General features: G+C 66.6%; 24 protein-coding genes. 11 read left to right on the plus strand and 13 right to left on the minus strand.

The window, feature by feature from the left end; all coding sequences use genetic code 11:
• Positions 1 to 67 precede the first annotated feature (67 nt).
• Positions 68 to 568 (minus strand): hypothetical protein, encoded by a 501-nt coding sequence (locus NTY77_12840; protein MCX5796371.1) that lies wholly within the window; start codon positions 566 to 568, stop codon positions 68 to 70.
• Between the two features lie 131 nt (positions 569 to 699).
• On the opposite strand from NTY77_12840, the gene NTY77_12845 reads away from it, so the two are divergent.
• From NTY77_12845 to NTY77_12870, 6 genes are all read left to right on the plus strand, one after another.
• Positions 700 to 2,961: a hypothetical protein gene (locus NTY77_12845; GenBank protein MCX5796372.1), complete on the plus strand. Its 2,262-nt coding sequence runs from the start codon at positions 700 to 702 to the stop codon at positions 2,959 to 2,961.
• 52 nt (positions 2,962 to 3,013) lie between these two features.
• Entirely contained in the window at positions 3,014 to 4,483 is a 1,470-nt protein-coding gene (locus NTY77_12850) for a hypothetical protein (GenBank protein MCX5796373.1), read from the plus strand.
• The gene (locus NTY77_12855) at positions 4,473 to 5,081 is read left to right on the plus strand and encodes a hypothetical protein (GenBank protein ID MCX5796374.1); all 609 of its coding nucleotides are present in this window, start codon (positions 4,473 to 4,475) and stop codon (positions 5,079 to 5,081) included. Before NTY77_12850 ends, NTY77_12855 begins: the two co-directional genes overlap by 11 nt.
• A gap of 40 nt (positions 5,082 to 5,121) precedes the next feature.
• Positions 5,122 to 5,790 carry a flavodoxin family protein gene (locus NTY77_12860; protein MCX5796375.1) on the plus strand — a complete coding sequence of 223 codons (669 nt, stop codon included), beginning with the start codon at positions 5,122 to 5,124 and terminating at the stop codon, positions 5,788 to 5,790.
• Between the two features lie 109 nt (positions 5,791 to 5,899).
• On the plus strand, positions 5,900 to 6,295 hold the full coding sequence (locus NTY77_12865; GenBank protein ID MCX5796376.1) for an Rrf2 family transcriptional regulator: 396 nt from the start codon (positions 5,900 to 5,902) through the stop codon (positions 6,293 to 6,295).
• A gap of 581 nt (positions 6,296 to 6,876) precedes the next feature.
• A complete protein-coding gene (locus NTY77_12870) occupies positions 6,877 to 7,812 on the plus strand; it encodes a M23 family metallopeptidase (protein ID MCX5796377.1) in 936 nt (311 codons plus the stop codon).
• A 3-nt stretch (positions 7,813 to 7,815) separates the two neighbouring features.
• Here the strand turns inward: NTY77_12870 and ispD are convergent, their stop codons facing one another.
• The 12 genes from ispD to rpsF all read right to left on the minus strand — a co-directional run bounded on the left by ispD (position 7,816) and on the right by rpsF (position 18,592).
• Positions 7,816 to 8,970 (minus strand): 2-C-methyl-D-erythritol 4-phosphate cytidylyltransferase, encoded by a 1,155-nt coding sequence (gene ispD / locus NTY77_12875; protein MCX5796378.1) that lies wholly within the window; start codon positions 8,968 to 8,970, stop codon positions 7,816 to 7,818.
• A 10-nt stretch (positions 8,971 to 8,980) separates the two neighbouring features.
• Positions 8,981 to 9,964: a TRAM domain-containing protein gene (locus NTY77_12880; protein MCX5796379.1), complete on the minus strand. Its 984-nt coding sequence runs from the start codon at positions 9,962 to 9,964 to the stop codon at positions 8,981 to 8,983.
• Between the two features lie 98 nt (positions 9,965 to 10,062).
• Positions 10,063 to 11,469, minus strand: coding sequence for a DNA repair protein RadA (radA, locus tag NTY77_12885; protein ID MCX5796380.1), 1,407 nt, complete (start codon positions 11,467 to 11,469; stop codon positions 10,063 to 10,065).
• Positions 11,469 to 12,833, minus strand: coding sequence for an MlaD family protein (locus NTY77_12890; protein ID MCX5796381.1), 1,365 nt, complete (start codon positions 12,831 to 12,833; stop codon positions 11,469 to 11,471). The genes radA and NTY77_12890 overlap by 1 nt, the downstream gene beginning before the upstream one ends.
• Positions 12,830 to 13,630, minus strand: coding sequence for an ABC transporter ATP-binding protein (locus NTY77_12895; GenBank protein MCX5796382.1), 801 nt, complete (start codon positions 13,628 to 13,630; stop codon positions 12,830 to 12,832). The genes NTY77_12890 and NTY77_12895 overlap by 4 nt, the downstream gene beginning before the upstream one ends.
• Positions 13,627 to 14,418 (minus strand): ABC transporter permease, encoded by a 792-nt coding sequence (locus NTY77_12900; protein ID MCX5796383.1) that lies wholly within the window; start codon positions 14,416 to 14,418, stop codon positions 13,627 to 13,629. The genes NTY77_12895 and NTY77_12900 overlap by 4 nt, the downstream gene beginning before the upstream one ends.
• An 11-nt stretch (positions 14,419 to 14,429) precedes the next feature.
• Positions 14,430 to 15,545 carry an alanine racemase gene (alr, locus tag NTY77_12905; GenBank protein ID MCX5796384.1) on the minus strand — a complete coding sequence of 372 codons (1,116 nt, stop codon included), beginning with the start codon at positions 15,543 to 15,545 and terminating at the stop codon, positions 14,430 to 14,432.
• A 1-nt stretch (position 15,546) separates the two neighbouring features.
• Positions 15,547 to 16,959, minus strand: a complete 1,413-nt coding sequence (gene dnaB / locus NTY77_12910) for a replicative DNA helicase (GenBank protein ID MCX5796385.1) — start codon at positions 16,957 to 16,959, stop codon at positions 15,547 to 15,549.
• A gap of 30 nt (positions 16,960 to 16,989) precedes the next feature.
• The gene (gene rplI, locus NTY77_12915; GenBank protein MCX5796386.1) at positions 16,990 to 17,436 is read right to left on the minus strand and encodes a 50S ribosomal protein L9; all 447 of its coding nucleotides are present in this window, start codon (positions 17,434 to 17,436) and stop codon (positions 16,990 to 16,992) included.
• Positions 17,437 to 17,466: 30 nt separating this feature from the next.
• Positions 17,467 to 17,805: a 30S ribosomal protein S18 gene (gene rpsR / locus NTY77_12920; GenBank protein ID MCX5796387.1), complete on the minus strand. Its 339-nt coding sequence runs from the start codon at positions 17,803 to 17,805 to the stop codon at positions 17,467 to 17,469.
• Positions 17,806 to 18,249 carry a single-stranded DNA-binding protein gene (locus NTY77_12925; GenBank protein MCX5796388.1) on the minus strand — a complete coding sequence of 148 codons (444 nt, stop codon included), beginning with the start codon at positions 18,247 to 18,249 and terminating at the stop codon, positions 17,806 to 17,808.
• A 4-nt stretch (positions 18,250 to 18,253) separates the two neighbouring features.
• Positions 18,254 to 18,592, minus strand: coding sequence for a 30S ribosomal protein S6 (rpsF, locus tag NTY77_12930; GenBank protein MCX5796389.1), 339 nt, complete (start codon positions 18,590 to 18,592; stop codon positions 18,254 to 18,256).
• 89 nt (positions 18,593 to 18,681) lie between these two features.
• Here rpsF and NTY77_12935 point away from each other — a divergent pair, with 89 nt between their 5' ends.
• From NTY77_12935 to NTY77_12955, 5 genes are all read left to right on the plus strand, one after another.
• Positions 18,682 to 19,863 (plus strand): hypothetical protein, encoded by a 1,182-nt coding sequence (locus tag NTY77_12935; GenBank protein MCX5796390.1) that lies wholly within the window; start codon positions 18,682 to 18,684, stop codon positions 19,861 to 19,863.
• A gap of 85 nt (positions 19,864 to 19,948) precedes the next feature.
• Positions 19,949 to 20,206: a helix-turn-helix domain-containing protein gene (locus NTY77_12940; protein MCX5796391.1), complete on the plus strand. Its 258-nt coding sequence runs from the start codon at positions 19,949 to 19,951 to the stop codon at positions 20,204 to 20,206.
• A 126-nt stretch (positions 20,207 to 20,332) separates the two neighbouring features.
• Positions 20,333 to 20,554: a hypothetical protein gene (locus NTY77_12945; protein ID MCX5796392.1), complete on the plus strand. Its 222-nt coding sequence runs from the start codon at positions 20,333 to 20,335 to the stop codon at positions 20,552 to 20,554.
• Positions 20,555 to 20,622: 68 nt separating this feature from the next.
• Entirely contained in the window at positions 20,623 to 21,039 is a 417-nt protein-coding gene (locus NTY77_12950; GenBank protein ID MCX5796393.1) for a hypothetical protein, read from the plus strand.
• The gene (locus NTY77_12955) at positions 21,036 to 21,923 is read left to right on the plus strand and encodes a bifunctional 5,10-methylenetetrahydrofolate dehydrogenase/5,10-methenyltetrahydrofolate cyclohydrolase (GenBank protein MCX5796394.1); all 888 of its coding nucleotides are present in this window, start codon (positions 21,036 to 21,038) and stop codon (positions 21,921 to 21,923) included. The genes NTY77_12950 and NTY77_12955 overlap by 4 nt, the downstream gene beginning before the upstream one ends.
• Positions 21,924 to 21,934: the final 11 nt, after the last annotated feature.

Raw genomic sequence — 21,934 nt, forward strand, 5'->3', positions numbered from 1 at the left:
CAAAAGAAGACAGCCGGCGGCGCCGCCGCCGAACAAGCCAAATCCCCGACAAGGGGATTTGGCTTTTCTAGGCGCCATCCTCAAGGCTTCGGATCGACTCGATGAGTGCGGCGAGCTTCACGAGATGCCGCTTCTCCTCCTCAATGATCCGGTCCACGATCGGGAGGTCCCCGGGCGGAAGGTGGTCCTTGAGGGTGATGTACGTGAAGATGGATTCTTTTTCGATGTAGACCCCGTAGGCCAGGGCGTCAAGGTCGGTGCTCACGTCTTCCAGCAGGACCTTGGCCAAGCGGCGCTCGGTAAACACGTAGGAGGAGGCCACGGCGCGCGCGAACCCCTCTGGAGCTCCGGAGGCGGTCTGCGCGGCGCTCGGCAGAGCCCGCAGCATGTCCTCGAAGCAGCGGGAGTGCGCCGACTCTTCGCCTTTGAGGAGGGCCCACAGGCTCCTGAGCTTCTCGTCGACAGCGCGGCTCTCGAAATACTCATAAGCCTGCCGGCCGCTCTCTTCGATATGGATCGCCAGCGCGATGAGCTCCCGGCTCTGCAGGAAGACTGCCATGTTCGTCATCGGACGACATGATAGTATAATGCAAGGCGCGGCGCTTTCATAACATCAACCTGATCAAGATCAAATCCTCCTTCGCCCGCTGGCTCGTGCCCGGTCTCGGGACGGCCGGTTTCGTCAGTATTTGCCTGCTCATGCACGCGTTCGAGCCGTGGGGGCGCGGCTTCGATACCGCCGGCGGGCCCCTCTTCACCTACCATCTGCTGCGAGCCGGCTTGGCCGGCTTCTTCGCGCTGCTGCTCTATGGGGCGGGGGATCTCGTCCTGGCCCATCAGCCGATCGCGCAGGCCCCCGTGCCAGGGAGAGAAAAGGGGGTAGAGGCCGAGTGGGGGACGCTCGATCGCATCCTCGACCGATCCTTCGCCGGTGCGGCCGTCCTCAGCCTCGGCTCCTTCGCCCTTGGCCTGGCGGGCGGCTACTATCGGCTGCCGGTGATCGCGGGGGCCGCGGCGCTGGTCTTTCTCACCCTGCGGCGGTCTCTTGAGCGGTTCGTGACCACGGATCCTCCGGCCGCCCCTGCCGGGCCCGGACCGGGCTCGGGCGCGGCGCCACCCCGCACCCGCTGGCCGGTGCGCGTGGTGGTCTGGCTCGTCATCGTCGAGGCGCTCTTCCTGCTGATCACGAAGGCGACCGACCTGCCGGTGCGACGGGACGGCGACTCGGTTGTCCACTACCTGCCGTACCTCGAGTCGGTGCTCGCGCAGCACTCGCTGGCGAAAAACCACTTCTTCATGCACTTCTTCTACTCGAAGGGCTACGGCCTGCTCTTCTTCCTCGCGCTGCTCGGGGGGCTGCGGGTGGCGGCGGTCGTCTCCTTCTGCTTCGCGGTCCTCGCGGCCCTGCTCGTCGCCACCACCGTCCGGCGGGTCGCCGATCCGCTCGGCATCGACGGGGCGCTCGCCGGTGCGGTCGCGGCGGCCCTTTACCTGGCGGCACCGCTCTACGTCGAGGCGTTCGACAAGCCCCACGTGACCAGCGGTGTGCTCATCTTCTACCTCGCCACCCGCATCGGCCGGCGGCTCGCCGGGTCGTCCGAACCGGGGGTCCAGCGCGGAGACCTGCTCTGCACGATCGCCACGCTGGTGATGAGTCCGCCGGCCTTCGCCTTCCTCCTGCCGCTGCTTCTCTTCGGCGCTGCGGCGGCCATCCTCTTGAGGCGACGGGCGGCCGCGACCCACCTCGGGCGGCTCTTGGTCGCCGCCAGCCTCTCCTTTGCGGCCGTCATCGGCTTCAACTACGCGACGACCGGCCTGCCGGAATTCACCCCGGCCGCCACGATGTTCCGCCTGCGCGACGAGACGCGGCTGCGGCGATGGATCGATCCGCTGGCGATCGAGTACCAGCTCACCCTCGACAACGACAACTACCTGGTCCCGAGCAACCTGACCGCGAAGACTATCCTGGACCCGGGACCGATGGAGGATCCTCAGATGGCCAGGCTCGGGGGATTGCGCCCAGTGCTCGTTGCTGTGGCCCTGTTCGGGCTCCTCTGCCTCGTCGCTCGTCGCCGCGAGGAGCTCCGCCTGTTGGTGCCGCTGGCGCCGATCGCTCTGCTCGCGCTGCTGGCGAACCTGGGTTTTCTCTTGGCCCCGCGTCTGCCGTCGGCGCACCGCTATGCCATGTTCCTGGTCCCGACTCGCTACATCCTCTATGTGGCAGGGGTGAGCTTCGTCCTCGGTGCGCTCCGCGGTCGTCTCGCGCGCGTCCGCGGAGTGGTCTCGCTGACCGTCCTCCTCGCCTTGGCGGCGGCCGCGGTCGACGCCTTCGCCGGCGTGGTCCGCGCTTGGCCGATCGACTTCTTCCTCGGCCGCCACTCCCATGCCGACGCGCTCGCCGACGGCTTTCCGGAGGCCGCCGCATGCCGCTGGATCCAGACGAAGTTGCCGCCGCACGGGCGCATCCTGACGTTGAACTACCTGTTCGGCTGCTACGCGCTGCCAGAAAGCCGCTTCGAGCCCTCGGTGATGAGCCACCTCATCCGCGACTTCGGTCCGATCCTCTACGGATCGCCGGAGGAGTCGCGGCGCCTGCTTGAGCAGCACGGCGTCGAGTACTTCCTCGTCGCGATCGACGGACGCCCGATCATCCACTTCGGCTTCATGTCCCTCTTCTCCCGCGGCAACATCGAGCGCCACCTGCGGGTGCAGGCGATCGGGCCGGAGGCATACCTCTTCTCGTGGCGTCATCCAGGAGAACCGATCGAACCGGAAGAGCGCGTGGCCTTCGACCGTTTCCTCAAGGTCCGTGATGCCCAGGCCGAGTTGCCCTGGCAGCCCGGGGGCTGGACGGGATTTCCCCACGGCTACTTCTTCAAGCGCATGCGGGCCTACTATGAGGGGCGGCCCTTCGAGTTCCAGCCGATGGACAATACGGCCGCTCGGACCGCCGGGCCTTGACAACTTCGGAGGCCCACCTTATACTCCTAATAGGTTGGAGGTCTCTACCCCCGTGACCCGAGAGAACTTCATCGTCGCCCTCCTATTGTTTGCCTGTGGAGTCCTCCCCTCCCTATCAGGCGCGGCGGAGCGCAAGCTCGTCTGGACCTTCCCCTGCACCTTCAAATACAACGACGTCGCCAAGTCCCTGTACGAGACCAAGATCAGCAGCCCGGAATGCGATTTCATCCACGCGACGTTCGGGAAGAATTCCACGCAGGATTTCAACAACTATGCCCTGACGGCTCAGCAAGCCTTCTTGATCGATGTGGGCAGCCACAGCGCCGCCGCTTATCACCTGCATAAGGCGGTGGTGGAGAAGCTCCTCAAGGAGACCGACCCCGCGAAGCTCTCCCCCAGCCTCTCCCCGAAGGCCCGTCTGGAGAAGCTGATGGGGTCCCGAAAGACTTTGATCGACGTGACCATCGCGTCTTTCAAGCCGTTCCAGTGGGAACAAATGGTGGGGGACTCCTATCTCGACAACCGGGGCGGAGGCCTGCCCAAGAGTTGGTCCCCCTATATCGACCCGATCCGCAAGCGTGCCGAACTTCTCAATCAGATGATTCAGCCGCTGCAGTCTCAGATGATCGGCGACGCCGCCGCCGGCCTGGCGACCAAGATCAAGGTCGTGGAGACCTTGAAAGCGGTGAGCTCCACCCCCCAAGAATGGCTGGCCAAGCTGTTCGACGGCGGGTCCAAGGGGCCGGGGGCTCCCGGCGCCGCTGGCCAGCCGGGCAAGTCGGATCCGAGCAAGGCCGTGGCGCCGTCGGCCAGGCTGGGCCCTTATTCTCCCAAGCTGGCGCCTCCGGCTCCGCTGCCCCAGACCGCTCAGGCGCAGGCCAAGTACGGCAACTTCAACCGCGGCTACAAGGAGGGCATGCAGCGCGTGGCCGACGAAGCGTCGCTCGCGTGGTGGCACTACACAGGCCAGACGCGCACCGTCGGCGACCCGGTGGGCAAGTCGAACCTGGTCTTCCACCAAGAGGGCGGAAGCTGCGCCCTGGGCGCCCAGTTCCAGGCCCTGCAGGTCCGCGGCAAGATCCCGCCCGCCAAGGACGATAAGGCCATCCGCGCCTTCGTCCAGCAGGCCCAGCAGGACGGGGCCTTCGTGGAGATCCGGGACAAGAGCGGCGGGCTCTACGGCGGCACTTCGTTCGCGAACCTGGACCGGATGCTGACGGCTTACAATGTCCCCCACGCCCTCAAGCTGAAAGCCACCCAGCAGGACCTCGACCGGGCCGTGCTCCAGAACGGCGACGCCATCGTCACCGTGAACGCCGCCCTGTTCTGGCAGGATCCCCAGCACGCAGTGGGCCACGCCGTCTACGTGACCGGCGCGGAAGTGGATAAGACCGGCAAGGTCGTGGGCTACTACTTCAACGACACGGGCACCGGAGAGGGCGCGCGCTTTGTCACCGCGGCGGATTTCAACAAGGCCTGGACGCACGGTCTCATCAGCTTCACCCCGGCCCATGGCAAGTAAACGCGCCGGGCTGTTGGCTCTGGCTGCCTGCCTGGCCGCCTGCAAGGGCAGCGACTACTGGGCGGGGCGGCTCGCCGCCAACCGCCTGCATCAGCGCGCCAAGGAAGTCCGCCAATGCGTCGACTGCTTGAAGTCGGTGCCCATCGAGTTCGGCGAGACCTACCCCGTCCCGATGCTCGACGGCAAGCAGGGGCATTTCCAGGTCCTGTATTTTCCGGTCAAGTTCTCCCCCTCCACGTGCACCATGGCGAGCCCGGTCTTCGCCGGGGAATTTGTCTTGGATGAGCCGGCCGCGGACCGCTGCGTCAGCCTGGACACGACCACGGTGGAGCCCCTCGGCCGCTGCATGCCGCCGGGGCTTTCCATGACCAAGCTCGCCCGGGCCGAGGCCCGTCTGTTCGAATCCCTGGACCCGGCGGCCGCCCTCTATTTCAAGGGCGCTCCGGTGGGCCCGCAGGAGCGCAAGCTCCTCTCCGGATATGTCGAGGCCATACAGACACTCGTGACGCCCGCCATGCTGCCGTACTATTACCGGCAGAACCCGGACTTCTGGGAATGGCTGCGCAAGGAGGGCGGCCGATCCATCCCGAAGCCTTAAGAGCTATCCAGGCCTCCTCAACGAGCAGCCGACAATCTCCATGAAGGTCCTCGCCCTCAATTCAAGCCCCAGGATGGAGAAAGGGAACACGGCCCTTCTGTTGGGCCCTTTCCTCGACGGCGTCCGCGGAGCGGGAGCCCAGGTCGACTTGGTCTATGTCCGCAAGCTGGGCATCAAGCCCTGCACGGGATGCTTCAGCTGCTGGAACAAGACCCCGGGCCGTTGCCCCCAGAAAGACGACATGGAGCAGCTCTATACGAAGCTGATGGGCGCCGACGTCTGGGTGCTCGCCACCCCGCTTTATGAATGCGGCATGACCGGCACCTTGAAAGTCCTGCTCGACCGGACCGTGGCCTGCCACGGTCCGGGCTGTGCGGACGAGAAGCCGGAGAAGCTCGTGCTGGTCTCTAGTTGCGGTGATTGGGCGCTCGAACGGTTTGATGCGCTCGTCTTCTACATGAGGGATCTGTGCAAGAACATCCGGAAAGAGAAAGGCTGCGAGTTTGCAGGAGCCTTGCTCAGACCCCATGCCGCGGCGATGAAGTTCATGATGGATGCAAAGATGCCTGTGGCAGACATCTTCACTTCCGCCCGTCAGGCTGGCCTCCAGCTGGTGAAGAACGGGCGGATGGAGCCGGAGACGCTTGCGAATGTCGCCCGCCCGTTATGCACCAAGCAGGAGTTCGCAGAAGCGAGCGGCGGGAAGTGAACGATCCCGGGGCACTGGAAGCATTCCCACCAAAGCGGTATTTGATATTCCTTTGATGTCTTCTGTATAGACTATGAGCAGAGTGGCAACGGGCCCTCGGGGGGTGCTTATGGTCGGAGTTCTGAACTTGTCGGAAGGCTCCACGATAGCGCTGCACGCGGCCCTGCATCTCGGGAAGGGGCAGGGCGCCCCAGTCACGACTCACAGCGCTGCCGAGGTGATGAAAGTCTCCGAGGCGCACCTGTCCAAAATACTGCAGAGACTGCACAAGGCGGGCATCGTGAAGGCCTTGCGTGGACCGAAGGGAGGCTACGTGCTGAACCGGCCGCTGACTCAGATCCGCCTGCTCGACATCTTCGAAGCCATCGACGGTCCCATGAAATTCAACTCCGGCTCGATCACCGCGCCGAACTGCGAAACGGACGGATGCATGCTGGGAAGCTTGCTCAACGAGGTCAACAAGCTCGTGGTTCAACGCTTCGAGCTGTGCCTCTCCGAGTTGTGAAGGCTGGGCAGGAGAAATAGCCCCGCTTCTGCCCCTCCGCCTAGCTTTTGTTTTCTTTTGACCACCCGACTTCGGACATCCCACGCTTGCTCAGGAATATTGGTTGACGCGGCTCCATAAAGCTTGATAGCATGGTTTTGCCTCTACAGTCCGCCAACGCGATACCCTGATGTACCTAAAAATCTGGACCGCATGGGCCCTCGTAGCCCTCCTGATCGCATGGGATTTACATGGCGCCTTTTGCCGGTACGAAAAGGATAAGCAGGCATGGAAATTGTGCCTGCACACCCTGTTGCTCGCCATTCTTGGATACCTGATGGTGTACTTGGGCCTATTCTGCCTGCGCATGCAATTCGATCTCGGCCCCTGGGCCAGGCCAAGCAAGATGTTCCGGTCCGTCCCACGGGCCACGCAGGCCATCGGCCCCGCTGGTCACGCGGTGACGCGCCCACACAAGAAGAAGTAATCCCGCCTCCCTGACGCGGCCTGACATCGCCAGACACGGCTGATATTGCATGTCAGGACCGCCGGCACTATCCTCCTAATGCCCCAGCCGTGAAGACGCGGCAGGAGCGCTCCTCATGAAAGAGTTCTGGACCCGGCGCATCACTTTGGTGGCGATCCCGACGGCCGCGGACCTCCCCTCCTGGCGCGCCTGCCTGAGCTTGCGTCTCATCGTCCTGGCCGCGGCCGGCTGGGCCGGCCTCACCTTGCTGGTTCTCATCCTGGGCGCGCAGCTGGCCGACTACGGGATGCTCAAGGCCGACAATACTTCGCTGCGCGCGCGGCTGGCGAGCCTGGCCGCGGAGATGGCGCGTTCTCGCGCCGAGCTCGACGCGGGCCGCGCCGCCGACCAGCAGGTGCGGGCCCTGCTGCGTCTGCCGCCGCACTCGGAAGCGGCGCGCCCGGCCGCGGCGACAGTCTCGTCCGGCTCAGGGGGCCCCGGCCCGGCCGACCGGGCCCTGCTGCAACAGCTCCTGAGGGAGCCTGCCCGCGTGACAGCGGACCCACTGCGCGGCGATCTCGCCGATCTGCGCCGGCTCAGCCGCGAGCGCGTGGCCAGCTACAAGGAGATCGCGGCCCATCTGGCGTGGCGGAGCAGGCTCCTGCAGGCTACGCCCCGCGGCTGGCCCATCCCCGGCCGCATCACCTCGAAGTTCGGCTACCGTTTCTCACCCATGAGCCCGGAGGACGAGGTCGAGAGCCGGGAATTCCACCCCGGTCTCGACATCGCCGATGCCCTGGGCACTCCCATCCGGGCGACCGCCGACGGGACGGTGGTGCGGGCACGCTGGAGCGGCGGCTATGGGCGGCTGGTCATGCTCCGGCACGACCTCGGCTACGCCACGCTCTACGGGCATGCATCGCGGTTCTTCGTGAGGGAAGGAGAGCGGGTCCAGCGGGGTCAGGTCATCGCGGCCACGGGCAGCACGGGCCGGTCCACAGGCAGCCACGTGCACTACGAGGTCTGGTGGAACGGCAAGGCCATCAACCCGGCCAAGTTCCTGAAGGATTGACCGTCAGGGCAGCAGGACCGAGGCCACGGCGTGGCAGGCGATGGCCTCGCCCCTGCCGATCTCGCCCAATCCCTCGTGGCTCTTCGCCTTGACGCTGACCCGCTCGACAGGAACGCCGAAGACCTCGGCCACGGAGGCGCGGAAGGCCTTGTAGTGCGGCTTCATCTTGGGCTCCTCGGCCACGATCGTCACATCGAGGTTGGAGATGCTGCCGCCGGCATCCTTGAGGCGCTTGATGACCTCGGCCACGATGTCCTTGCTGGCCATGTCCTTCCATTTGGGCTCATCAGGCGGGAACAGCGCGCCGATCTCACCCCCCGCGAAGCTGCCCAACACGGCGTCGGCGGCCGCGTGCAGGACCGCGTCCGCGTCCGAATGGCCCAAAAGCCCCTTCTTGCCCGCGAGCTTGACCCCGGCCAGCCACAGGTCCCGGCCCTCCACGAGCCGGTGGATGTCGAAGCCGAAGCCCACGGCGATGCGCCGCCGGCCGCCCTGCCTCTGCTCCAATAATGCTTCTGCCATGACCAGGTCCTCCGGCGTGGTGATCTTGAAATTCTCGTAGCTGGAGGGCACGACCCGCACCTTCTGGCCGCACTTCTCCACCAGCTGGCTCTCATCGGTGGCGGTCCGGGCGTCCGGAAAGCGGTTCAAGGCCTCTTCCAGCACCTCGCGACGGTAGCACTGCGGGGTCTGCGCGGCCCAGTAGGCGCTGCGCGCCGGGGTGTCCGAGATCCACATCTGCTTGTTGGTCACCTTCTTCAACGTGTCCTTGACCTGCACCGCGGGCACGGCCGCGCCCGAATCGGTCGCCTCCTCCACCACGGCTCGGATGATCTCCGGGGTCACCAGCGAACGGGCGCCGTCGTGCACGGCCACGACCTCCGCGTCCTCGGACACCGACTGGAAGCCGTTGCGCACCGAGTTCATGCGCGTCGGCCCGCTCTCCACGAGCTTGACGCGCGGGCCCGCCAGGCGAGGACCGTGCTCCCGGATGTTCTCCGCGGCCGTCACCAGGATGACCCGCTCGACCTCCGGCAGGGAAAGGAAAGCCTGCAGAGACCACTCCACCACGGTCCTCCCGGCCAGAGGCAGGAACTGCTTGGGCTTGCCCATGCGGGAGCCCGAGCCGCCCGCGACGATGATCGCCTCGACTTTCACGGCCAGGCCTTTACTTCTCGCCCTTGGCCTTGCCGAAGACCATGCGGCCCGCGGGGTTCTGCAGGATCGAGGACACCGCGACGTCGACGCGCTTGCCGATGAAGCGGCGGCCGTCCTCCACCACCACCATGGTCCCGTCGTCGAGATAGCCGATGCCCTGGTCGCGTTCCTTGCCTTCCTTCATGACGAAAAGGGGCATGGACTCTCCCGGCAGCACCACGGGCTTGAGGGCCGTGCCCAAGTCGTTGACGTTGAGGCAGACCACCCCTTCCAGCGTGGCGATCTTGTTGAGGTTGAAGTCCGTGGTCACGACCTTGGCGCCCATGTCCTTGGCCAGGCGCACGACCTTGCCGTCCACGTCCGCGATCTCCGGGACGTCCTTGTCGAGTATGCGCACCGGGACCTCGGGGTTCTCCTGCAGACGGGCCAGGATGTCGAGGCCGCGGCGGCCGCGGGCGCGCTTCAAGGCGTCTGGCGAGTCGGCCAGGTGGTGCATCTCGGCCAGGACGAAGCGGGGCACGATCAGGGAGCCCGACAGGAAGCGCGTCTCGCAGACATCCACCACGCGGCCGTCGATGATGGCGCTGGTGTCGAGCACCTTCATGTCCGCGCCCCGGCGTTTGCCGAGCTTGCGCAGGTCCTTATCCAGGTCGTCGAGCTCGGGCATCTTGCGGATGGCGATGATCATGCCCAAAGCCCCCAGGGCGAAGTAGCGCAAGGCCGAATAGTTGCCCCAGATGTGGTAGAGGTTCTCGTTGCCCATCTGGAACACCGTGTAGTCCACGATCTTGGCCACGATGATGCCGCAGGCAGCGCCCAGGATGCCGGAAATGACGGTCACCAGGCTGATCTCCGCGATGAGGAACTCCGAGATCACAATGGCCAGCCCTACCACCGTCCCGACGGTGAGGCCCTTGGGGGTAGGAGAGATCTGAAAGTACACCAGGGCCGGACAGCTGAGGATCACGAGGATGCGGAATATCCAGATGCCCATGAGGACTCCTTCTTTGCCACCGCGGCTTCGCCGTGCCCCTGCCGGGCATTAAGGTTATTAAGATGAGTCCCGGCAGGTCCAGAACGGCTCGGCTGCGGCTAGGATTTAGACGGCTTATGACTGCCCGACAGCACTTCGGCGGCCGCTTGCAGGTCCGCCACGCCCACGAGTTCGATACCCGGCTTGCGGCAGAGTTCCTGGAGGCCGCGCGCCGGGACCAAAGCCCGCTTGAAGCCGGCCTTGGCCGCCTCCTTCAGGCGCGCCTCCAGGTACGGCACGCGCCCCACGTCTCCCAAGAGCCCGACCTCGCCCAGCATCACCCAATCCGTCGGGATAGGGACCTCGCGGGAGGAGCTGACCACGGCCAGGCACGCGGCCAGGTCCACGGCCGGGTCCTTGATGCGCAGCCCGCCGGCCAGGCTCACGAACACGTCGCGGTCCTCGAGCCGCAGGCGCAGATGCTTCTCCATGGCCGCCAGCAGCACCAGGACTCGGTTCAAGTCCAGGCCCGTGGCCATGCGGCGGGGCAAAGGGTATTTCGTATGCACGACCAAGGCCTGCACCTCCACGAGCATGGGCCGCGAGCCCTCCAGGGTGACGGAGGCGACGCGTCCCGGCAAAGGCCGGCCGTCGCGGTCCGCCAGGAAGAAGCGGGAGGCGTCTCCCACCTCGGAGAGGCCCTTCTCTCCCATCTCGAAGAGCCCGAGCTCGTCGGTGGGGCCGAAGCGGTTCTTCTGGGCCCGCAGCACGCGCAAGAGGTCGTGGCGCTCGGTGTCGAAATAGAGGACGGTGTCCACGATGTGCTCCAGGACCTTGGGGCCGGCCAGCGAACCCTCCTTGGTGACGTGCCCGAGGAGGAAGACCACCGCATCCGTGGACTTGGCCGCGCGCAGCAGTTCGGCCGCGCATTCGCGCACCTGGGCCACGGTGCCCGGGCTGGAGGTGAGCTCCGGGTGGAAGACGGTCTGCACGGAGTCGAGCACGATGAGCCAGGGCTTGACCTTGGCCACCACAGCGAGGATCTTGCCCAGGTCGGTCTCGGCCAGCAGGTGGATGGAGTCGCTCCGCACGGCCAGGCGCTTGGCCCGGGCCGAGACCTGGCGCAGGGATTCCTCGCCGGAGACGTAGAGGATGGGCTCTTGGGGCCGGGCCGCGGCGAAACGGCCCGCGGCCTGCAGCATCAAAGTGGACTTGCCGATCCCGGGAGGACCCGCCAACAGCGTAACCTGCCCAGGGACCACGCCGCCGCCCAGGAGCCGGTCGAACTCCCCGATGCCGGTCCCGGTGCGCGCCTCCAGGTCGGAGGGGGCGTCTTTGAGAGCCACGACCTCCGATGAGAACTCGGTCAGGCGCCGCTGCGCGGCACCCGCGAGAGCGGTCGGCCGGGCCTCCACGACCTCCTCGATCATGGTGTTCCAGGCCGCGCAGTCAGGGCACTGGCCCATGGGCTTGGGCGCGGAGTAGCCGCACTCTTGGCAGCGATAGAGGGTCTTGAGGCGGGCCATCACTTGCTCTTGGACCGGCCCTTCGTGGTCGCGGCGCCGAAGGTGGCCAAGCCGAAGAGGTAGGCGACGTCCTGGTCCTCCCACATGACGTTGGCCCAGGTGTGGAAGCGCGGGACCTCCTGCACGTCCTCCACCCGGGCGCCGATGCCCAGCCACTTGGTCAGGCGGGCGAGCAGGCCGAAATCGAACTCCGGGTGCGAGAACTGGTGTCCTTTGTATTGGCGGTTGCGGCCGAATTCATAGCCCTGAGCCATGACGCTGAACCGGTTGCCGAAGGGATCCTCATTGCCGACGGGCTTCCTGTAGAAGGGCGTGACGGTCAGGCGCGCGCCGCCGGAGGAGCGGATGGCGCCCACCGCGACGTCCACGTAGGGCCCCTTCCCGAGGACCTGGCCCTCGAAGCCCAGCAGCCCGTCGACGCGGTTGGGCGGCGCGTAGTCGATGCCGCGCCGGGTCGAGTCGTTGACGTTGGCGAGGTTCGCGCCGCCGATGTAGTAGTAGCGGCCCGGGCGCGGGGAGATCTTGAGTCCCACGTCCGCATGCGAGGTCCGGATCAAGGCGTCGTAGCGCCAGTCCAGGTTCCACCAGGTGTGGAACTGGGTGATGCGGCCGAACACATCCTTGGCCGTGGAGGCGGCGTCCTTGACCGAGGTAATGGTGATCTTGACGTCTTCCTTGACTTGGGGGTCGTGCAGGAGCGCGCCGATGGCGCCCTTGTCGGTGGAGAGGCTGGCCATCATCGTGTTGCTCTTGGCCAGGAGGTCGTCGAGCTTGGCGGTGATGGCGTCGGTGCGGTCGATGGCCTTTTCCAGGCCGGGCTTGGTGGTCTCGATGAGGTCGTTAAGGTTCGCGGTCAGCTCCCGCACGTTGGCCACCGTCTCGCGCAGGTTCTCGGTGAGCGAGCCGCGCGGGCCCTTGGCGGTGAGCTCTCCCAGCATGGTCTCCAGGCTGCCCAGGGCCTTGGTCATGGCTTTCTCCAGCATGACCGGGTCATCGCCCTGCAAAGTGGCGCCCGCCTCGATGAGCCCTTGGGAGAGGTTCCCCTGCTCGACGGCCAGGTACTTGGAGCCGATGATGCCGGTGGAGGCGACCGTGAAATGCGCGCCCTTGTAGATGTCCACGCCCTTGCGGATCTGGCAGACGGCCTTGGCCAGGCCGTGCTCCAGGACCAGGCCCTTGACCTTGCCCACCTCCACGCCGGAGAGTTTGACCGGGGCGTCCTTGCTCAGGTTGCCCACGTCGTGGAAGGTGACGCTGATACTGTAGCGCGGCTCCATGCTGAAGTCGCCCAGCAGGAAGATGGCCGTACCCAGTAGGATGAGCCCGCCCAGGACGAAGGCGCCGACCTTGGCTTCCAGGCTCATCGCGCGCCAACCTTGCCGGCCTCGGCCGTCTCCGGCTCGAAGTCCTTGAGCTTCATCTTGATGGGGCCCTGGCTGAGCCCGTCTACGAACTGCCGGACATAGGGGTCGTCGGTGGTCTTGATGACCTCAGGACGGTCCGAGGCCATGACGCGGCCTTCGTGGATCATGGCGATGCGGCTGGCGACCTTATAGGCCGACTTCATGTCGTGAGTGACGACGATGGCCGTAGTCTTGAGCGCCTTCTGAAGGTCCAGGATCAAGTCATTGATCACGTCCGACATGATCGGGTCCAGGCCCGTCGTGGGCTCATCATACAAAATATAGGTAGGCTCCGCCGCGATGGCCCGGGCCAGCGCCACCCGCTTTTTCATGCCGCCGGAAAGCTCCGAGGGCCTCATGTCCTCCACGTCCTGCAATCCCACCAAAGCCAGCTTGTCCTTGGCGATTTCCCGGTAGCGGGAGGCCGGGATCTTGGTGAGGTAGCGCAGGCCGAAGGTCACGTTCTCCCATACCGATAGGGAGTCGAAGAGCGCCGCCTCCTGAAAGAGGTAGCCGAAGCGGCGCCGGTACGTGGCCACTTCGGACTCACGAGTCAGCTTCGTGATGTCCGTGCCGTCGACCTTGATGGAGCCGGCGTCCGGCCGCACCAGCCCGATGACGCACTTGAGGAAGGTGCTTTTGCCGCAGCCGGACCCGCCGATGATGGCCAGCGTCTCGCCGTCCTGGACCGTCAGGTCCACGCCGCGCAGGACCGGCCGGCCCGGATAGCTCTTGTGGACCCCCCGGGCGTCGATCATGTGATGCCCACGGCCGACAGGATGGCGGTGACGAAATAGTCGATGATCAGGACCGAGGCCATGCTCAGCACCACGGCCGCGGTGGTGGACTTGCCCACCCCTTCGGCGCCCCCGGTGGTGGTGATGCCCTTGAAGCAGGAGATGAAGGAGATGATGCCCGCGAAGACGAAAGTCTTCAGGAAGCCGTGCATGAAGTGACGGATCTCCATGTTGTCGAAGATGTCCGAGGTGTAGACGCTGGTGGGTATGCCGAGCTTGACGTAGGCGACCACCCAGCCGCCGAAGCACCCGCTGAAATCCGCGACGACCGTCAGGATAGGCAGGACCATGAGGAAGGCCATGACCCGAGGGATGACCAGGTAGCGGACCGGGTCCGTGCCCAAGGTGTAGAGGGCGTCGATCTGCTCGGTCACCTTCATGGTCCCCAACTCGGCGGCGATGGCGGCGCCCGCGCGGCCGGACACCACCAGGGCCGTCATGACCGGGGCCAGCTCCATGACCATGGCGAACGAGACCACCGTGCCCACGAAGAGGGGCTCATTGAAGAAATGCTTGGAGGAGGCTCCGGTCTGCAGGGCCAGCACCATGCCCGTGAAGAAGGTGGTCATGGTCGTCACCGGCAGGGACTCCACCCCGATGCGCAGCATCTGGTTGAGGACTTGCCGCCACTCGATGGGGGCGCGCAGCATCCAGGCCGCCGTGGAGCGCACCAGGAAGGTGAAGCGCCCCATCGACTCGGAGACGGCCATGGCCTCGCGGCCGAAATCCTCGACGAACGCCGCCTTCATCAAGACATCCCTCATGACGGCAGGTAGGCCCTCGGCACCCGGCCGGTGAGCGCGGTCGTCGTCTCGTAGGGGATGGTGCCCGCGGTCGTCGCGGTCTCGGCGGCCGAGATCACCTCTGCGCCCTGGCGGCCGATCAGGACCACGTCGTCGCCTACCCGGGCCCCCGGCACAGCGGTCGCGTCGAGCATGAGCATGTCCATAGAGATGTTGCCGATGATGGGACAGCGCCGGCCGCCCAGCAAGGCGCCGCCCCGGTTGGAAAGTCGCCGGGAGTAGCCGTCCGCGTAGCCGATGGGCACCGTGGCGACCCGGGTCGGCCGCCGGGCACGGAAGGTCGCTCCGTAGCCCACGGCCGCCCCGCGGGGCACGGTCTTCAGGAATACCACCTTGCTCTTGAGGCTCAGGACCGGCTGGAATCCCGGATAGAGCCCGTAGATCGCCAGCCCGGGGCGCACCAGGTCCAGCCGGGTGGAGGGGTAGCGCAGGGCCGCGGCCGAATTGGCGGCGTGGCGCAGGCGCGGCGAGACCCCGGAGCGGGACAAGTCGCGCAGCGCCCGGCGGAAGCGCCGCAATTGCTCCCCGGTGAATGCCCGGTCCGTCTCCGCGCAGGAAAAATGCGTGTAGGCTCCGGCGACGTCTACGAGCCGGTGCTCGGCCAGATAACCGGCGGTGGCGACCGCGGCGGCCGGGCTCATGCCGATGCGTCCCATGCCGGTCTCGATCTTGAGGTGGCAGGAGACCTTGCGGCCCAGCCGCCGGGCCACCTCCGCCAGCCTGCGGGCGGAGTCGAGGCTCGCCACGGTGGGGGTCAGCCCGAATTCGGCCGCGGCGAGGAAGCTCTCGAAGGGGTAGAGGCTGCCCAGTACCAGGACGGGCAGGCGGATGCCGGCCTCGCGGAGGGCCACCCCCTCCTCGACCGAGGAGACGCCCAGCCAGTCGGCGGCCCTGGCTTTCTGCGCGGCTTGGGCGCACGCCGCGGCGCCGTGGCCGTAGGCGTCGCCCTTGACCACGAACAGGATCTTGGTGGAGCGCGGCATGCGGCGGCGGAAGCGCCGGAGGTTCTCCCGGAGGGCGCCGAGGTGGACTTCCGCCCAGGTGGGCCGGAAGAACCGCCTCGTGTTGGTCATCTCAATCGGAGAATGTGGTCTGCGTGTCTTCGACCTCGGAGGCCGAGGGGCCGGCCGGCGCATCGTCGAGCGCGGCGTTGTCGAAACGGGTGATGTTCATGTTGAAGGCGACATCGACGTCCCCGACCGGGCCCTGCCGCTGCTTGGCGATGATGATCAGGGCCTTGCCTTCCAAGGTCGGGTCGTTGCGCTTGTAATAGGATTCGCGGTGGATGAAGGCGACCAGGTCCGCGTCCTGCTCCAGGGCGCCGCTCTCGCGCAGGTCCGAGAGCACCGGCTTGTTGTCGGTTCGCCCTTTGTCCTCGGAGCGCCGCGAGAGCTGGGAGAGGGCGATGACCGGCACGTTGAGGTCCCGGGCCAGGAACTTCAGGCCCCGGGAGATCTCCGAGACCTCCTGCTGGCGGCTCTCCGAGCGCGCCCCCCCGCGCATGAGCTGCAGGTAGTCGATGATGATCAGCGCGAGCTCCCGGCCTTCGCGCCTGAGCCTGGCAGCGAGCTGCCGCGAGATGGACCGGGCCCCCAGGACCGAGAGGTTGGGCATGTCGACCACGTGCAGGGGCGACTCGGAGAGGCGCGCGGTCGCGTTGGTGAGCTGGGTCCAATGCTTGTGCTGGAAGAAGCCGGTGCGGATGTCCATGAGGTTGACCCGGGCCTCGGAGGCGATGAGCCTCTGCATGATGGCGTGCCGGGACATCTCCAGCGAGAACAGCAGGACCGGCTTCTTGACCTCCATGACCACGTGCGCGGCGATGTTGAGGGCCAGGGCGGTCTTGCCCTGGCTGGGCCGCGCCGCGATGAGGATGAGGTCGGACTTCTGGAAGCCCGCGGTCTTCTTGTCCAGCAGCCGCAGCCCCGAAGGCACGCCCGTGACCGCGTTCTTGGCCTTGTGGGCGGCCTCGATCTGGTCGAGCACCTCGTGGGCCAAGTCCTTGGCCTCGACGATGTCGCGCTGGGACTGGCTCTGGGCCACGCGCAGGACGCTGGTCTCGGCGTCGTCGAGGAGCTCCGCCGCCGGCTTATCTTCCTTATAACAGGCGGCCACGATGTTCGTAGACGCCTTGATGAGCTCGCGCAGGATGGCCTTCTCCTTGACCATGCGGGCGTAGTGCTCGACGTGGGCGGCGGTGGCGACCCGGTGCTGGAGCTCGGCGAGGAAAGCCATTCCGCCGAGCTCGTCGAGCCTCTTGAGCTTGCGCAGCTCTTCGCTGACCGTGACCACGTCGACCGCGGCCGAGCGGCTGGCGAGCTCCGCCATGACCCGGAACACGGTCCGGTGCGACTCCTGGTAAAAATCCATCTCGCCCAGGATGTCCATGGCCCGCTCCACGGCATCCGGCTCGATGAGCATCGCCCCAAGGACGGCGCTCTCGGCCTCCAGGGCCTGGGGCGGGAGCTGCGGGGAGTCTTTGGCCATGGGAGGGGCGCTGCGAGCCCGGGCCGCCGGCTACTCCCGCGCGACGACGGCGACCGTGACCTTGGCGGAGACCTCGGGCTGCAGGCGCAGCTCGACCTCGTGCTCGCCGACCGTCTTGATCGGCGAGTCGAGCCGGACCGCGGTCTTGGGGACCACGAAGCCGCTGGCCTTGAGGCTCTTGAGGATGTCGGATTTGCCCACGGACCCGAAGAGCTTGCCTTCGGGGCTGGCGGGCACGGTGAAGGAGAGCTTGACGCCGGTCAGCTTGCCGGCCAAGCCCTTGGCGATCTCGACGTCGGCGGCGACGAGCTTGGCGCGCTTATCCTTGCACTTCTCCCATTCCTTGAGCACGGCCGTGGTCGCGGCCACGGCCAGGCGCTTGGGCAGCAGATAGTTGCGGCCGTAGCCGTCGGCGACGTCCTTGATGTCCCCGGCGCGGCCGAGGTTCTCTACGGTGGAACGCAGGATGACCTTCATGAGATGACCTCTCTTAAAAACACTCCCGGCTCAATAAGTGACGTAAGGCAGCAGAGCCAGGTTGCGCGCCCGCTTGATGGCGCGGCTGAGGCTGCGTTGATGCCCGGCGCAGTTGCCGGTGATGCGGCTGGAAAGGATCTTGCCGGTGTCGGTCAAGAAGGCCCGCAGGACCTGGATCTGCTTATAGTCGATGTCGCGCACCTTCTCGGCGCAGAATCGGCAGACCTTCCGGCGGACCGGGAACGGGGGACGCCGCCGGCCCGTGTCGGGCCTGCGGGAGGGCGCGCTGGGACGGGGCGCCTCGGATTGCTGGACTGCGGAGGCCGCGGGAGCCGCGGCCGGGGTCTTCTCGGGTTCAGGCTGGAACATTTAGAACGGAGCCTCCTCGATTTCTGCATCTGCGGCGGGTGTCCCGCCGGCGGCTTGGGACTTCTCGGGCGCTCCAGCCGCGGCGCCTTCGCCGGGCTGGCTCAGGAATTGGACGCGGTTGGCGACCACCTCGAAGACGGTGCGCTTCTGTCCGCCGTTGTCCTCGTAGTCCCGGGAAGAGAGCCGTCCCTCGACGGTCAGGGCCACGCCCTTCTTGGCGCGATCCTTGGCGCGCTCGGCCGCCTGCCCCCAGACCACCACGTCGATGAAAAAAGCCTGGTCCTTCCATTCCCCGGACTTGGTGTCCTTGTAGCGGCGGCTCACGGCCATGCGGATCGTCGTCTTCGGGGTCCCCGCCGACGTGACGAAATGCTCGCCGTCCCGCGTGGCGCGCCCAGCCAGGACGATGAAATTGATCTCTGGGAGCCGGACCCCGGTGGACATCGGTCTAGGAGGCTTGGGCCGGAGCCTTGGCCTTCTTCTCCTTGACCTTGTACTTGCGGTCCTGCGCGACCACGGTCATGTTGCGCAGGACATCGCCGGCCACGCTGAAATTGTGGCTGAGCTTCCTGAGCAGCGCGGGGTTGGCCCGATACTTGAGATAGGCGTAAACGCCTTCGCGCGCCTTGCCGATGAGATGGGTCAGCTTGCGGCGGCCCCAAATCTCATGGTTGACGACCTCGCCGCCTTCCCCGGCGATGACCTGTTTGGTCTTCTCGACCCACTCGGCGACCTCCGGGTCGGACAGGGCCGGTTTCATGATGAGAACGGTTTCGTATATGCGCATATCCGAAATACGATAACAAATCTATGAAGACCTTACAAGAATAATCTCTAGCTTGACGACCAGCCCCCGGGCCTGTTATGCTGAAGATGATGCCGCTTCCCTGCCGCGCCCGGTTCCTGCCGCTGGCCGTGCTGTGCTGGCTCCTGGCCGGCCCCGCGCAAGCCGACTCCTTCCCCTCCTGGTATGCCAAGGCGCAGAAGGCGGAGGCCCGCCACGACGACGACGCGGCCCTGCAGGCCTGGTCCAACGCTCTGCACCTCTGGAAGTCCACGGACAGCAAGCCCAAGAAAGCCCAGGCCCTGGCCGCGCGCGCCGCCCTCTACCATAAGAAGGGCGAGTGGGAGGCCGCGCTGAAAGACCTCTCCGGCGCCCTGAAGCTCAAGGCCAAGGACGCCGTCCTCTGGCACCAACGCGGGGTCCTCTACCTCGAACACGACCAGGCTTCCGAAGCCATCAGCGACTTCTACAAGGCCACGGCCCTCAACCCCGGCTTCTCCGAAGCCTTCTTCGACCGCGGCCGCGCCTATGCGTTGCAAGGCGATGCGGAATTCTCGAAAGAGGATTTCCTCACCGCCTGCCACCTCGGGCTCCAGAAGGCTTGCGAGAAGGCCGGCCGGACCAAAGGCTCAGCGAAGTCCAAGGGCAAGGTCAAGCCCTCGGCGCAGGCCGCGACCCCGCCGTCTGCCCTGCCGGCCGTCGAGGCTTCCACCCCGACAGCCCCGACGACGGTCGCGGCTTCCTCCCCGACGGCCCCGACGACGGTCGCGGCTTCCTCCCCGACGGCTCCGACGGCGGTCGAGGCTCCCCCCCCGAAGGCCGCGCCGCCGTCCGCGCCCAAGCGGAGACGGACCCCGAAGGCTTCCGCACCCCGGACCGCGCCGAAGGCCGCCGCCAGCACCGCTACCGCCATGGTCGAGATCCCGGTGGGCTCGGCCCTGGAGGAACTCCCCACCGGCGAGACGACCATCACCGAGGAGTCTTCCCAGCGCGCGGCGCAGCCGGATTTCCGCTCCTGCATCAACCGCATCCGGGCCTGTTCGGAGAACGGCGAGAACGGGGACAGCTACAGCGCCTGCGTGGCCCGCGCCCGGCTCTGCGAACAATACCCCAAGCAGGGCTGCTGCCCCCGCGACTGCGTGGTCCTTTTCCAGAAACTGCTCAACTCCATGAGCGAAGCCGAGGCTTTCCGCGAAGTCTTCAAGCCCAACAGCGCCTGCTTCTCCATCGAGAGGCCCCAATCCGACGAGATACAGGAAGAGGCCTCGCCCTGACGGCGAGCCGGCGCCGAGGCGACGCGGTCTTCTTGACAAAAGATGACAGATTCCGTACATTAAATACGAAACAACCTCATCGCCCATGAAACAGAAGCGCAAGGCCGCCCGGAAGCCCTTCCTCGGAGAAGTCCCGGAGGTCATGGACATCAAGACCTTGGCCCAGTACCTGGGCCTGGGCCGCTCCAAGATCTACGGACTCATCCGCCAGAAGAGGATCCCCGCCTCGCGCATCGGGCGACAGTACCGATTCTCCAAGCCGCTGGTCGACGCCTGGCTGCGGGAGCGCCTGATCACCCCGCAGCCGGAACAGCAGATCCCGCTGTTCAAGCCCAACAAGTAAAGACTCCCGTAACAGACCGGCTCCTCCGTCGGAAATCCCTTGCATCCCCGTCGAAGATGTGGTATATTTCTTCCACAAAGGGATGCGGAATCGTCATCCCGCCGAGTGAAAACGGAGGAAAGCAGAATGGCAGAGAAAGTGACCAAGGTCGGCGTGAGCCGGGCGCAGGGCTTCCTTTACTACATTGACAAGCAGGGCGATGTCTCCCGCGCCAAGATGGCCCGCGGCGGCAAGAAGGGCGGAAAGTGCGAGAAGGTGCAGAAGGTCGGCCTGAAGAAGGAAAAGGGCTACCTCTACTACCTGGACAAGAAGGGCGATATCTCCCGCGCCAAGATGGTCAACGCCTAGAGCGCCGACCCTCGAACGACCCCCGTCGCCTCTGGCGGCGGGGGTCTTGTTTTTGTAGAGTCTGGGCCATGAGCCGCGTCGGGACTTCCTCTAATAGCGAAGACTGGGCCGACCGCTGCGCCGAGGCCGCGCTGGGCGGCCTGGGCGCCTTGGCCGTAGTGCCCGACGGAAGACTGGTCCGCGACCCGGCTCTGCGGCGGTTGCTGCGCGCCGTCGCGGACGAAGCCGCGGCCGCGGCCGCAGGCTCCGGGCTGCGGGTGACCGCAGCCCCCGCGCGCATCGCGTCCGCTCGGTGCCGCCGGCACCCGAATCGTCGCCATCCTTGGCAGCGCGCTCTGCGCCAAGGCCGCAAGACCGGAGCCAAAAGCGTCTTCGGGCCTCTGCTCAAAGCCGCCCGGCGCGCGGGCACGCCGGTCCCGAAGCTGGCCATCATGTCCGAGGTCCTGCGGCGCCTGGACGCAAGGAAGGGGTCCAGCAAGAGATGAGCGCCAAAATACTAGATGGGAAAGCCGTGGCGGCGGCCCTCCGTGCCGGTCTGCAGTCGGACATCGCGGCCGTGCGCGAGGCCCGGGGCACTCCCCCGAAGCTCGCCATCGTCACCCACACTTCCGAGGAGTCGGCGGGCGCCTATCTGCGCGCCAAGCTCAAGGCCGCGGCCGAGGCCGGACTCCTGGCCCAAGCCTATCCCTGCCCGGACGGCGCGGGGCCGGGAGAGCTCGGCGGAATACTGGCCCGGCTCGGGGCGGATGACGCGGTGGACGGCATCATCGTGGAACAGCCTCTGCCCAAAGGCTTCGACCCGGCGTTGGTCTTCTCCGCCATCCCGCAGGGCAAGGATGTGGAGGGGGTCAACCCCGTCAACTACGGCCGCTTCTTCCTGGCCAAGACCGCAGCCGAGATCGCGGGCTGCGGAGCCTTCCCCCCCTGCACGGTGGCGGCCGTCATCGCCCTGCTCGGAGAGACCGGCAGCTCTGCGGCGGGCCGGGAGGCCGTGGTGGTGGGCCGCTCCGAGATCCTGGGCCGGCCCGCGGCGCACTACCTCAGCGCTCTCGACGCCACCGTGACCTTGTGCCACTCCAAGACCGCGGACCTGGCCGGGCACGTGCGGCGGGCCGACATCGTGGTGGCCGCCCTGGGCCGGGCGAACTTCATCAAGGGCGGCTGGATAAAGCCCGGCGCTGTGGTCCTGGACGCGGGCATGAACCGCCACGGCGGGGCCTGGGTGGGAGACGTGGAGTTCGCGGCCGCGGCGCAGCGCGCCTCCTTCATCACGCCGGTGCCGGGCGGAGTGGGGCCGGTGACCACGGCCGTGGTGCTGGCCAACACCGTGGAAGCGGCTCGCCGCCGTCTGGAGGTCCGGTCCGCGTAGCGGACCGGACC

This window comes from Elusimicrobiota bacterium, assembly GCA_026388095.1.
Classification (GTDB): Bacteria; Elusimicrobiota; Elusimicrobia; order UBA1565; family UBA9628; genus UBA9628.